A 13155-nucleotide genomic window follows, 5' to 3' on the forward strand; every position below is an offset into this window, starting at 1 on the left:
ACTAGACAGCCATTGCTTATAAACATGGAAAGTCAGCATTACTAACATTTTGGTGCTATACAAAAAGTTTACCATGATGATTTTCGCTTCATTTATGATAAGGTTATAAAAACGGCAGTATCAAAAATACTGGCAGTCGTAATGACTGCCAGTATTTTTTGTGGGTTAATGCCCTTTGTGTTTTTCTTTCCGCTTTTGTTGTTTTTGTTGGAAAACAAGTTCTTTTTGCTCCTGTTTCCGTTGACGGTTGCGGATACACCGTTCCTGCTTGCCCTGTTCCTGCATCTGTTTGAATGCCTGCTGCGCCTTTGTACCAACTCCGGTTTGGCGTAACTGTTTTTGAATCTGCCGTTGCAGGCGTTTCGGATTATGGCTTTGCTGTTTTACCGCCTCAGTTTGAATTGCTGGGCTAAACCGCAGGGAACCCCAGTGATGAAGGAAAAACTCATAGATTTCTCCCTCTTTTGGTTCGGCTCCAAAAATAATTTTACAAGCCTCGTAATGGTTCCCCTGCTGCCGCTCAAAAATACCCACCCAAAAAGGGGGTTCAAACAGAACAGTGAATTTGGATATTGTGCCCATTGGCAAGCCCTCCTTAAACAATAAAATAGCACAAAGAAGGGACGACCAAGGAGGAGGGCTACTGGCAGCATCATCGCTGCGCCTGGACTACCAACCAGGCTGTGTTTTTATCTTTGCTACCTTGATTGTACCAAAAACAACAGGGTTTTTCAAGGTAGTGTCAAAAGCTTTTCTAACTTTAAGACGGAAAATAGGGGATTGGTTTGGCATTCAATTTTTTGATCCAAAATTCATTTTGATGGTAGAGAAAATTATTTTTGAAGTAAAAATGATTTTGCTGGGATATTTTTAAACAGGTAAACTAGTCACATTCAAAAAAATAATTTGATAGCGGGTATCGTATCCTGGTATGAGCTGATCAAAAAAGTGGATGATATCTGTTTGCGGGTCATAATTATAGCCGAAAATATCATATATGGAATGGCAGATTAATGCTGCGATAATTTCCTTTTTTGTTTTATCCGTCTGAAAACAAAAATTCTGCATCAAAGCGTCTGTATTGCATATCTGTTGGGCGGGATATTGTCTTTGCAGATTTGGACTATTTTGAAGATAAACATCACCAAAATACCGATTAGTACAGAAATCATAACAACCACCATCCTGTCATACCAAATAACCGAATGACATTTTCTTGAAAGAATTTATGTTTTTATCAACAGAACAAAAGTTTTCTGGTTCCATTTTTATCTTTCCTGCGAATATCAAGCTATTATTTTTCAATGATTACTTTTGGAATATTGCATTATCCTATTGGAACAGACTGGTTTGTATATCTTCTTCCAGTGCTTGTTGGTAAAACTTGAAGGCAGTTGGCAAAGGGTACTGCTCTTGGAGTTCCTCCTCGGTTACCCAGGTGAATTCCGGCACAGGGTAATTCAGGTGGACCAGATAGCCGTTCATCCTCCATTCAATATGGCTGAAAATATGCTTACTTTTCCCAACTGGATGGATCGATGAAACCAGATAGCCCTGTTGGATCAGTTCCCTTTCCAGCTGGGTTTTGTTCCGTTTTTCATCAATGCTTGGGAATTCCCATAGTCCAGCTAGAAGCCCTTTGTTTTCCCTTTGGCGGATTGCTACTTTGCCATTACACAGCAATAGTAGGATGGTCTTATCCTGGATTTTTCGATCCGCTTTTTTTGTTTTTATGGGAAGCTCTGGAGCGATACCCTGTTGATATCCTTGACAAATAGCTTGGACAGGACAGGTTTGGCAAAGAGGTTCCCCATTGGGAAGGCAGACTGTAGCACCTAGCTCCATTAAGGACTGGTTAAAATCCCCCACCCGTTGTTCTGGCAAAATTTTTGTTATCATTTCTTCTACATTTTCTTTTACTTTTGGCAACGTAATATCATCTTTTTTCGCCAGGATACGGGAAATCACCCGCAAAACATTTCCGTCCACAGCGGGGCGGCGGATGTGAAACGCAATGGACGCGATTGCCCCCGCTGTATATGCTCCAATGCCAGGAAGCATTAATAATGCCTGGTAATCCGCTGGCAGTTCCCCACCATATTCTTTTACTACAAACTTAGCTGCCCGCTTTAAATTGCGGGCGCGGTTATAATATCCCAGACCTTCCCACAATTTCAATAAAAGCTGGTCATCCACATTGGCTAGGTCGGCAATGGTGGGCAGGGTAGTTACAAACCGTTCAAAATAAGGCTTTACTGCCTCCACACGGGTTTGTTGCAGCATAATTTCGGAAATCCACACACGGTATGGCGTAGGCTGTTCCCGCCAAGGTAGGATTCTTGCCTGTTGGTCGTACCAGCTCAATAAAAGGGAAGGGAGCTGTTGTAAAATGGTTTGTTCTTGTTGTGTCACAATATCCTCCTAATCAATCAACTGTTGTAGTGGTTTTGGCAATGGGGCAGTAAATACCATCCATTTCCGCAAAATAGGGTGGTATAATTTTAGCTGTTCTGAATGAAGGGCATGCCCTTGTGGAAGTTCTGGAAGTTGGGTACCATACAAAAAATCCCCTGCCAATGGATGGCCTAAATGGGAAAAATGAACCCTGATTTGATGGGTACGCCCGGTTTCCAACTGAATCCGCAATAGGCTGTATCCATTGTTGGAGCGGATTGTCTGGTAATGGGTAATTGCTTCCACCCCGTTTGGGCTGACAATCCGTTTAATGGTGCTGCCTTCTTCCCGGGCAATGGGCAGGCGGATGGTTCCAGATGCAGGCTGGGGTGTACCGCACACAATTGCAAGGTAGCTGCGCTGCATCAGTTTTTCCCCCATTTGGGAGCAAAGGGCGTCTTGGGTAAATGAATGTTTTGCCACTGCCATTAAACCGGACGTCCCTCGATCCAGCCGGTTTACCGCCCGGAACACAAAGTTAAGCCCCTGGTTTTGGTAGTATGCCATCACCCGGTTTGCCAGGCTATCCTCAAAGTGCCCCTGGGATGGATGGACAGGTATTCCCGCCGGTTTATTTAAAATTAGTAAATCCAAATCCTCGTAAACAATATCCAGATCACCTTTTACCGGCACAATATGTTCCGAAACAGCATCAGCGGTTTCCAAAACCAATCGGAGCTGATCGCCGGTTTGGGCAGTATCAGGGGTTTTGGCATGTTTCCCGTTTAGCTGGATACCGTTGGGGATGCGTTTTAGTCGGCGTACCATGCCGTTGGAAAAGCCAAGCTGTTTTAAAATAGATGCTACCGTTTGACCATCCTGCTGTTGGGAAATCACTGTTGTGAAAATACGTTCCATCAAATTCTCCTAATTCATTGTTTGTCCCTATTATAACACAGCAAAACAGGCAAATCTAGCCCTATTGGCATATCTTACTAATAGGGGATTTTTACAAAGGAGGGGGATTATGGAGCGGAAAGGAATTGATGTAAGCCAATACCAGGGAAAAATTGATTGGGAGTTGGTAAAATATCAGGGAATCCAGTTTGCTATGCTATGCTCCGGAATTGGTTGTAGAAAGGATAACCAGCTGTATCAAAACGGAATGGGGGCGGTTTCCAATGGTATCCCCATTGGCATCTACCATTGTGGTCAGGCGGCAAACGCGGATGAAGCATTTAGGGAGGCTGAATTTTGTTTGAAATCCATCCAGTCCATTCCTGTCTGTTACCCTGTTGCGTATGATTGCAGCCGTTTATGGCATTTGGGGATGGACCAGGAACAAATTAACGGTGTTTGTTCTGCGTTTGCCATGAAGGTAAAACTGGAGGGATATTTCCCTTCTATTTTTGATTTTTCCCATCGGTGGAATCAGGGGCTGAAAATGTGTTCGGAACATTGCTGTGCCAGATGGGTGGCAGATTATCAAATAGAACCGCCGGACATTGTCCAGCCCTATACCATTTGGCAGTACAGCTGTACTGGAAGGGTGGCTGGAGTTCCAAAGAATGTAGGGCTAAATTTATGTTACCGGGATTACACGGATTTTTCAATTGATGTTTGTGAACTGGGCAATCAAGAATAGGCTGGATGACAGAACGCAAAGATTATGCTATAATAACAAAGAAACAAAATGAAGCTGTTTACGGAGGGACAAAATGCGAAAATTTGTGTTGGATCAACGGTTGGCCGCTGCCGCCAGCCTGGTACGTCCAGGGGCAATTGTGGCGGATATTGGATGCGACCACGGCATGTTGGCGGCCCATTTGGTGATGGAAGGGAAAGCGAAACATGTATATGCTTCGGATGTAAACGAAAAGCCCCTTTCCCAAGCAAAGGCGTTGATACAGCGTTATGGATTGGTGCAGTCGGTCACCACAGTTTTATCCGATGGGTTGGAGCAAATCTCCCAAACAGTGGATACAATTATTATGTGCGGCATGGGGGGAGAACTGATTGCGGATTTAATCCAACCGGCAAAATGGGTATTCCAGCCGGGAAAACGGTTGGTTCTCCAGCCCATGACCTTTGCGGACAAGCTGCGGAAATGGCTTGCCTATAACGGCTTTACCATCCAAAAAGAAATTCCGGTTTTAGAACCTACCCACACTTACTGCGTTATGGCGGTGGAATACACTGGGCAAACCTTAGAATTATCTGACTTTCAGGCTGTGGCGGGAAAAATACTGCCCTCCACTAAGGATGGACAGGAATATCTCCAGCGCCAGTTAAAAAAATATACCCGTATGCTGCACGGGCTGGAGCATGCGAAGCAAAAAAACGAAAAACAGGAACAAATTCAACAGCTAGTGGAAGCGTTACAAGAGTATCTAAACCGTCCTGTGACAGAATAGGAGAGGATTTTTATGGCTACTGTAAAACAAATAGAACGTTATATCGACTCTTTTGCCCCTTTTGATATCCAGGAGGACTTTGATAATGCCGGATTCCTGGTGGGGGATGGAGAGTGCAACGTTACCCGCGCCTTAATTGCGTTGGACGCTACCAAAGAGGTAATTCAGCAGGCAATCGAGCTAAAAGCGGAACTGATTATTACCCACCATCCAATTATTTTCCATCCATTGAAAAAATTGATGGCAGACAGCCCTGTTTACCTGTTGGCGCAGCATGGCATCAGCGTAATATCTGCCCACACCAATTTGGACAAGGCGGAAGGCGGCGTGAATGATGTGCTGGCGGAAAAACTGGGTTTGCAGCAGGTTTCCCTCCTGGAAGGCGGGGAAGAAATGGGTAGGATTGGCGAGCTAACCCATCCCATGGAGCCAGATTCGTTTGCCCAGTATGTGAAACAGGCATTGGGTGCCAACGGATTACGTTATACCGTGGGGAACCGTCCCGTCCAGAAAGTGGCGGTATTAGGCGGTGGTGGGGATTTTGCCCTGTATCCCGCAATGGAGGCCGGTGCGGATGCCCTGGTAACAGGGGAGGCAAAACACCACATTTTGCTGGATGCCCATTCCAGTGGATTTACCTTTGTGGACGCCGGACATTTTGACACCGAAAACCTAGTTTGCCCCGCTTTGAAACAGCGTTTGGAACAGGAGTTCCCGCAAACCGAATTTATCTTAGCGGATTTTCAAAATCCAGTGCTTTATTTAGGAGATTAAACCAATGGCTTTAGACGGCGCTTTTTTATCGACTATCAAAACAGAATTAGAACAATACCTTGGCTCCCGTATTGACCGGATCCATCAGCCTTCCCGGGAGGAGATTATCATTGTGCTGCGCTGGAAAGGAGGTTCTGGAAGGCTGTTGCTTTCCGCCAACGCGGACAATGCCAGAATCCATTTTACCAACCATCCTCCAGAGAACCCGAAGGTTCCCCCTATGTTCTGCATGTTGCTGCGGAAACACCTGGGCAGCGGGAAACTGGTTGCGGTGCGGCAGTTGGAAATGGACCGTGTGCTTTACCTGGACTTTGAAACCACGAACGAGCTGGGTGACACGGTGGTAATGACCATAGCGGTGGAAATTATGGGACGCCATTCCAACATCATTGTCATCAACCAGGAAGGTAAAATTTTAGATGCGATTAAGCGGGTAGACGCCAGTATGTCCGGCGTGCGGATGATTCTGCCCAATTTGACCTATACTATACCTCCATTGCAGAATAAAAAGAATTTATTGACCAGCACCAATGATGAACTGATACAGGCATTGAATGAACAGCCTAATGGGGAACTTTCTAAAATGCTGCTGCGTACGATCCAGGGGATTTCCCCAATTTTATCCCGGGAAATGGCGTTTTACACCACAGGAGGCACAGAACTGCGGCGGGATGATTTAACCGGGCAACAAACAGCGCGCCTGCGCCAGTGCTTTGACAACATTCGGGATATTTTAACCCATAACCGCACAAAATTTACTGTGCTACTGGACCAGGGCAAACCGAAGGATTTTTCTTTCCTGCCCATTGCCCAGTATGGCGGATTTTTAGAGGCAAAACTGTTTGATTCCGCCAGCAGCCTGTTGGATTATTTTTATGTAGAACGGGACAGGGTTGCCCGGATGAAACAGCGTTCCCACGACCTATTAAAGATGTTGTTGAATACATCGGAACGGATTTCCCGCAAGCTGGAAATCCAGAAAAATGAACTGGAACACAGCATGAACCGGGATGAGTACCGCTTATTTGGGGATTTAATCAACGCTAACCTGTACCGGATTCAAAAAGGGGAAACCAGGGTTACCCTGGAAAATTATTATGACGACAATAAACCAGTTACGATTTTATTAGACCCCATGCTTACCCCTGCCCAAAATGCCCAGCGGTATTATTCGGATTATAAAAAGGCGATTACAGCAGAAAAAATGCTGACTGGTTTGCTGGAGCAGTCGGAACAGGAACTCGCTTATATTGACAGCGTGTTTGATACCGTCAGCCGTACTTCGACCGACCAGGAAATCGCTGAAATTCGGGAAGAACTCATGGAGCAGGGCTATTTAAAAAATACCCGCCGCAACGCGAAGCATACTAAGCCACTGCCTCCATTAAAATACCAGTCCACCGATGGATTTACCATTCTGTGTGGACGTAACAACAAACAGAACGACCGCCTGACTTTAAAAGAGGCAAAAAACTATGATTTATGGTGCCACACCAAAAATATCCCAGGTTCTCACGTGATTATCCTCAGTGACGGTAAAGAAATTCCGGATAGCACCATCGAACAAGCATGTATCTTGGCGGCATACCATTCCAAAGCAAGGGAAAGCAGGCTGGTGCCAGTGGACTATACCCTGGTGAAATATGTGAAAAAGCCAAACGGCGCAAAGCCGGGGATGGTGATTTTTACAAATCAGCAGACCGCTTATGTTAACCCTTCCGCCGAACTGGAACAGAAATTGAAACAATAATAGGCAAAAAGCCAGATTATTTTGATTGTTCTTTCTATAAGGAATCCATCTTCAGTTCAATCGGAGAAATTAAGGTGTATTAGTATAAGCATAGTTCTAATCAGGGGATGAAGCAACGGGTAGGCACCTAATCCTGTATAAATTGGCAGATTTCCCACAGGATTAAATGGAAGATATCCGTTTGCGGGCAGAATGCCATGATAATAATTTAAGGGATTACCAGTATGGCGTCGTTTCAGGATTTGTCATACTGTCCGTTCAATATTGGTTTTGGTTACCAACAAATTATTTTTGAATCGAAAAGATTTGGATATCATAAAACCTCCATAGTAGTTTTTTCTACTATGGAGGTTTTGTTGTTGGATTTCATTTATAGTGTACAGTAGTGGGGGATGATATCCTCATAGCTTCCGTCCTTCATGCGGAACCCTTTTGGAATGGTACCGAGCTGAGTAAACCCCAATTTTTGATATAAATGGAGTGCTGGCAGATTGGTTTTTACTACTGCGTTGAACTGTAAAATCTGGAATCCCAGGTTTTTGGCTTCTGCTTTGCAGTGATTCACTAATTTTTCCCCAATATGTTGCCCACGAATCGAAGATTTTACCGCATAGCTTGCGTTACAGATATGCCCACAACGCCCTACATTGTTTGGATGAAGGATATACAGCCCAACAATCTGGTTACTGCCTTCCTCATAAGCAATGCCGGTATAGGATTGCTGGGAAAAAAATTCATGCCCTGTTTCGGGTGTCAGCAGTTCTGTCTGTGGGAAAGCAACCCCATCCTCTACCACTTCGTTCCAAATGGAAATCGCCTGTTGAACATCCTCTATTTGATATGGTTTGATTGCAATATTCATATTTTAGCCTCCCTACGAATTTATAAATCTATTCCATTATACACCTGTTTGCCAAGGTTGTCATGTTTTCCAATGAAATAACACTCTATTTCAGAGAGCTTCCTTGCAATACAAAAGAGGGAAGTTCCCCATTGTGATTCCCATTTCATTGGTGCAGTTCCATATAGGTATTGTATCATAACATCAATTCATTTCGTAAATTGATCATCGCCATCTTCCCAAAATAGCAAATTGGGATTACCATGTATCCTTTGTGAGAAATTTCTTGCACTGATTATGACAGTCTGTTTACTGGGTATTATTAGTGGTTCTTTTATAAGCTAGCAGTACAGTCTCTAAAATTTTACGATATGATTCTGTAACAGGGCAATAGAATTCCATTTCTGCAGCATTTTCCTATTTTTCCATAAAAACCATAAAAAAGCCCTCCCTTTTCAGGGAGGAGCTTGAACGGATTATTTTGTTGTCTCTACTTTTTCTTCGGATTCAGTTTCCTGTTCTGATTCTGCGGCTATTGCCTCTTTTTTCTGTTTATTCCCCATATGTTCTGGCAGAACAAGATTCAAAATCAATGCTACCACAAAGGCGATGGCAACACAGTTGCTTTGCAGCAGTTCCTGCACCATTTCTGGGAAGATACTAAACAACCCATTAACCTGAGTAAATCCAATTCCGATGCTTAAAGACAATACTACAATCATGGTGTTTTTTTCGGTTAAGCCAGCCCGGATAATCATCTGGATACCGCTGACCACAATCGAGCCAAACATCATAATGGTACAGCCACCCAATACCGCTTCTGGCAATGTGGCAAACAGGCCTCCCACCACAGGGAACAGACCACATAAAATCATAATTAGAGCACCCATCATAATGGTAAAACGGTTTACCACCTTTGTCATGGCAACCAGCCCCACGTTTTGGCTGAAAGAAGTAATTGGCATACCACCAAATAAGCCGGATACCGAGCTCAAAAAGCCATCACATGCCAAACCGCCGCTGAATTCCTTATCGGTAGCGTCACGTTTTAATGCGGAGATGGACAGGGCGGAGATATCCCCAATAGTTTCAGTCGCGGATACCAAAAAGATAACGGTTACCGCAATAATGGCGCTGATGTTAAACTCTGGCATAAATGGAAGGATGCGTGGGACAGAAATAATTTGTGTGTCAGCCAAAGCGGAAAAATCCACCTTGCCCATAAAAATCGCCAATACATAACCTACAACTAAGCCGAATAAAACCGATAGTTGTTTGAAAAAGGATTTGGCGAAAATATTAAATAAGATACAGCTTATCAGTGTAACAGTACCTAAAATCAGGTTTTGAGCGGAACCAAAATCGGCGGCGCCAGAACCTCCACCAAACGAAGTTGCGCCTACACTCAGCAAAGAAAATCCAATCGTGGTGACAACACAGGCAGATACCACTGGAGTAATGATTCTCCTCCAATATTTCGCGAACAGCCCCAATGTGCCTTCAATGATACCGCCAACAATGGTACATCCCACTGCCGCAGCATAGCCGTAAGTAACCGTTACATAACTGAGGATTGTTACAAATGTAAAACTGATCCCCATCACAATCGGCAACTTAGCGCCTACTTTCCAAAGCGGGTAAAGCTGGACTAAAGTGCCAAGCCCGGCAATAAACATTACATTTTGGATCAGCATTGCTTTTTGGTCGGCAGTAAGGTTGCCAACCCCTGCTACAATCATAATGGGAGCAATATTCGCAACAAACATTGCTAAAACATGCTGTAATCCAAACGGAATCGCCTTTAACAAAGGCACACGTCCGTCTAAACAATAGATGTTTTGGGTCGATGCATCATTACTTTTTTTCATACATAACTCCTTAATATCATTTTAATAATTTCATTATACTGGCAAAATAAAAAAACGACAAGGGGATTTGCTCAAATTATTGAGAAAATATGTGTTTTATGTTGTGTTTTGATGAAAAAAGTGTTACAATACAGAATAATTATGATAAATAGCCAGTTTTTGATTGCTATGATTTTAGAAAGGAGTAAATCGTCTGACCAGACAGGCGATATGTGGTATTATGGAACTGTTAAAACAGCGAATTCTAAAAGATGGAAAATTAAAAGAGGGTAATATTCTAAAAGTAGATAGTTTTTTAAACCATCAAATGGATATTGTATTGATGCAAGAAATTGGAAAGGAATTCCGCCGTTTGTTTCCAGACACTTCCATCAATAAAATTTTAACCATCGAGGCATCTGGAATTGGGATCGCAGCAATCGCTGCCCAATATTTTGGGAATGTACCAGTGGTGTTCGCGAAAAAAAGCAAATCCAAAAACTTGGATGGTGCTTTGTTGACCACAAAAGTCATGTCGTTTACCAAAGGGATTGAGTTTGACGTACAGGTAGAAGCTAAGTTTTTAACAGAACAGGACCACGTTTTGGTCATTGATGATTTCCTCGCCCGAGGGGAAGCTTTAAAGGGATTGATTAAGATTATTGAACAATCTGGAGCAACCCTTGCTGGATGTGGGATTGTCATTGAAAAAGGATTCCAGGATGGTGGAAAAATCATCCGGGAGATGGGGGTACATTTGGAATCTTTGGCGATTATTGACCATATTGACAATAACCAGATTTCTTTCCGTTAATTGTTGAGATGAAAAAAGCCTTTTGCCAGAACGTAAAAGTTGGCAAAAGGCTTTCCTGATTTTTGGTAAATTGGGGCAAATAAAATGGTAAAAGCATAGGGAAACTGAACTGTAGTTTCATGAGATATCTAAGGAGGAAGCCCAGGATGAACCTCCAAAGAAAGGGAAAATCCTGAACGAATCGTAACGTGAGGGTTACAAAGGATAACATTATTTCCAAAGAAGATTACAAACTTTTTACAAATCATTTCAATCTCCTCTATCATATTGTTTTTCTTGGAGAAGCTACTATAATTAAATTAAAAATTGACATGTCAACCAAAAATCCGACAGAAGGTGATAACATCAAAGTTAGGGTAATGAGCAAATTTTGATATCGTTCAGTTTAACAATTGTTTTAATCAAACCGGTGAATGCTATAAAGTATAAAAAGTGGTTTCAATAGTATTGTTTTTTTGAAAAATAGGGTGATGATAGAATTGACAGATGGTAAAAATCAATTTATAATAGTTTCATATTATTTTTCGACAAATACAGGGCCTTAAATTAAGTGAAAACGCTGAAAAAAAGATAAATTCATCAAAATATATTCGGTTTATTTTGTCACAATTTATAATATTTTATGAGATTCACAAATTAGTCATATTATTTTTATTGGTATTTAGGCTTATATGTGTTAAAATAATAAAGATTTATTTTGCTATTATTTGATATGTGGCTGCACAAAATATAACGTATTTTTCATTTCAGTTTACTCCAATAAAAAATGAAATTTCGTTAAAAAAGGAAATGTTTATTGTAGCTCCTGTTGTGTTTTAAGATAAACAGAACCGCTAAAATATACTTTTTCATGCTTTATTTTAATTGATAATTGATTCGCAATCAAGACCCTATTTGGGTCTTTTTTTGTTGCTTTTTCTGTGAACGAAAAAGTATTACTATTCATATCTTGAAAATACAGAAGAATAAAATTTTCTATTTGCCTAGTTTTGGGCTTTTTTATGTTATAGTGGAATAGGGAAAATAGAATTACTGTAGATGAAAGGATTCAGTATTGTGAAACAGAAAAAAGCTTCGTCTAAAAAAAATTTGATCTTTATTTGTATCATTGTTGTCTGTCTTGCGGCAATTTTTATTTTATATCGGCAATCACAAAAACAGGAAGAAAATACGAGTTCTGTCGATTTAAGCGGCATTACATCAGGTGACCTTTCCTCCGCTCAAAATGAGGTGGATTCTTCTTTATCATCTGAACAATCGTCCGAACCTCCTGTCAGCTCTGGGGTTTCCGACCAGCTGACAGTGAGCAAAGAGGATCTAAAAAAATATTTTAAAAATTCGGTGGTTGCGGGGGATTCCATTACCGAGGCTTTAGAGCTTTATAATTACCTTCCAGCAAATAATGTCGTATATAAGCGGGGTGTGAGTGTTGAAACTGCCCAAGAATTATTTGATACTGCCGTTGGTCTAAGTCCGGAAAACCTGTTTTTGGCGTTTGGTATGAACGACCTGACCTATTGTAGGGGAGACGCTCAAAAATTTGTAACAGCGTATGAGGAACAGATTAAAAGTATTCAGCAGCGGCTGCCAAATACCAAAATCTATATCAACTCTATCCTTCCAATCAACCAAACCGCGATTGATAAACAGCCGTTGTATGGGAAATACCCTGAGTTCAACCAAGCACTGCAGGAGATGTGTTCCCGATTGGGGTTGGTGTTTGTTGATAACAACTCTTTGATAGAAGCCCATCCAGAATTTTATGAATCCGATGGTATTCATGTAAACGCGAATTATTACCCATTGTGGCTACAGCATATGGCAAGAGAGGCTGGATGGATATGAAATTAGCAAAGTTTCTTTGCGTTATCTGTTTAGCGGCTTTTTTGGTGGGAATTTGCTGGACGGATAACTATGCGGATAAGCCGGTAGCAGAAATAGAGCAGGTGATGCTGCATAATGAAAAAGTATTTGAATTGACCAAAGGCACTGCCAATGATTTGCGCCGTTATTATAGTTTGAATGAGGAAGACTATGACGGCTGTATCTTATACCGTTCGATTTCCCCTATGGATGTGGATGAGCTGTTAATTGTAAAAATGAAAGACTCCAGTCAAAAGGAAACCCTGGAAACAGCGGTTGAGAACCGTTTGGAAACCCAAAAAAAGAGTTTTGAAGGCTACGGAGTGGAGCAAACAGCGCTGTTATCAGATGCGGTTTTTGAGTTTAAAGGGGATTATGCTTTTTTTGGCGTATCAGGGTCCGTGCAGGATTGGGAAAAAGAATTTTTATCCTCCATTCAAAACTAAAGGATTAGAAAG

The 13155-nt window shown here is 42.1% G+C and carries 13 protein-coding genes; 8 read left to right on the forward strand and 5 right to left on the reverse strand.

Features of this window, described 5'->3' with window-relative positions; translation table 11 throughout:
* Positions 1–165: 165 nt before the first annotated feature.
* A complete protein-coding gene (locus tag BQ2683_RS07880; RefSeq protein ID WP_069988454.1) occupies positions 166–582 on the reverse strand; it encodes a YjdF family protein in 417 nt (138 codons plus the stop codon).
* Here BQ2683_RS07880 and BQ2683_RS13245 point away from each other — a divergent pair.
* Positions 560–874 (forward strand): hypothetical protein, encoded by a 315-nt coding sequence (locus tag BQ2683_RS13245; protein ID WP_141720201.1) that lies wholly within the window; start codon positions 560–562, stop codon positions 872–874. The genes BQ2683_RS07880 and BQ2683_RS13245 overlap by 23 nt on opposite strands.
* 458 nt (positions 875–1332) lie before the next feature.
* Here the strand turns inward: BQ2683_RS13245 and mutY are convergent, their stop codons facing one another.
* Both mutY and BQ2683_RS07895 read right to left on the reverse strand, forming a co-directional pair.
* Positions 1333–2412, reverse strand: coding sequence for an A/G-specific adenine glycosylase (gene mutY, locus BQ2683_RS07890; RefSeq protein WP_235843905.1), 1080 nt, complete (start codon positions 2410–2412; stop codon positions 1333–1335).
* A 9-nt stretch (positions 2413–2421) separates the two neighbouring features.
* Positions 2422–3312: an RluA family pseudouridine synthase gene (locus BQ2683_RS07895; RefSeq protein WP_069988456.1), complete on the reverse strand. Its 891-nt coding sequence runs from the start codon at positions 3310–3312 to the stop codon at positions 2422–2424.
* A gap of 109 nt (positions 3313–3421) precedes the next feature.
* Here BQ2683_RS07895 and BQ2683_RS07900 point away from each other — a divergent pair, with 109 nt between their 5' ends.
* The 4 genes from BQ2683_RS07900 to BQ2683_RS07915 all read left to right on the forward strand — a co-directional run bounded on the left by BQ2683_RS07900 (position 3422) and on the right by BQ2683_RS07915 (position 7332).
* Entirely contained in the window at positions 3422–4039 is a 618-nt protein-coding gene (locus BQ2683_RS07900) for a GH25 family lysozyme (protein WP_069988457.1), read from the forward strand.
* 73 nt (positions 4040–4112) lie between these two features.
* Entirely contained in the window at positions 4113–4808 is a 696-nt protein-coding gene (locus BQ2683_RS07905; RefSeq protein ID WP_069988458.1) for a tRNA (adenine(22)-N(1))-methyltransferase, read from the forward strand.
* 12 nt (positions 4809–4820) lie between these two features.
* On the forward strand, positions 4821–5582 hold the full coding sequence (locus tag BQ2683_RS07910) for a Nif3-like dinuclear metal center hexameric protein (RefSeq protein WP_069988459.1): 762 nt from the start codon (positions 4821–4823) through the stop codon (positions 5580–5582).
* Positions 5583–5586: 4 nt separating this feature from the next.
* A complete protein-coding gene (locus tag BQ2683_RS07915; RefSeq protein WP_069988460.1) occupies positions 5587–7332 on the forward strand; it encodes an Rqc2 family fibronectin-binding protein in 1746 nt (581 codons plus the stop codon).
* A 370-nt stretch (positions 7333–7702) separates the two neighbouring features.
* Here BQ2683_RS07915 and BQ2683_RS07920 read toward each other — a convergent pair whose 3' ends face one another.
* Positions 7703–8194 carry a GNAT family N-acetyltransferase gene (locus BQ2683_RS07920; RefSeq protein ID WP_069988461.1) on the reverse strand — a complete coding sequence of 164 codons (492 nt, stop codon included), beginning with the start codon at positions 8192–8194 and terminating at the stop codon, positions 7703–7705.
* A gap of 455 nt (positions 8195–8649) precedes the next feature.
* Positions 8650–10041 carry a uracil-xanthine permease family protein gene (locus BQ2683_RS07925; protein ID WP_069988462.1) on the reverse strand — a complete coding sequence of 464 codons (1392 nt, stop codon included), beginning with the start codon at positions 10039–10041 and terminating at the stop codon, positions 8650–8652.
* Positions 10042–10261: 220 nt separating this feature from the next.
* On the opposite strand from BQ2683_RS07925, the gene BQ2683_RS07930 reads away from it, so the two are divergent.
* The 3 genes from BQ2683_RS07930 (at position 10262) to BQ2683_RS07940 (ending at position 13143) form a co-directional block, all read left to right on the forward strand.
* Positions 10262–10834, forward strand: a complete 573-nt coding sequence (locus BQ2683_RS07930; RefSeq protein ID WP_069988463.1) for a xanthine phosphoribosyltransferase — start codon at positions 10262–10264, stop codon at positions 10832–10834.
* A gap of 1056 nt (positions 10835–11890) precedes the next feature.
* Positions 11891–12679: a GDSL-type esterase/lipase family protein gene (locus BQ2683_RS07935; RefSeq protein ID WP_159427362.1), complete on the forward strand. Its 789-nt coding sequence runs from the start codon at positions 11891–11893 to the stop codon at positions 12677–12679.
* Positions 12670–13143, forward strand: a complete 474-nt coding sequence (locus BQ2683_RS07940) for a DUF4358 domain-containing protein (RefSeq protein ID WP_069988465.1) — start codon at positions 12670–12672, stop codon at positions 13141–13143. The genes BQ2683_RS07935 and BQ2683_RS07940 overlap by 10 nt, the downstream gene beginning before the upstream one ends.
* The last annotated feature ends 12 nt before the right edge of the window (positions 13144–13155 follow it).

This window comes from Massilioclostridium coli, assembly GCF_900095865.1.
In the GTDB taxonomy this organism is placed as follows: domain Bacteria; phylum Bacillota; class Clostridia; order Oscillospirales; family Ruminococcaceae; genus Massilioclostridium; species Massilioclostridium facile.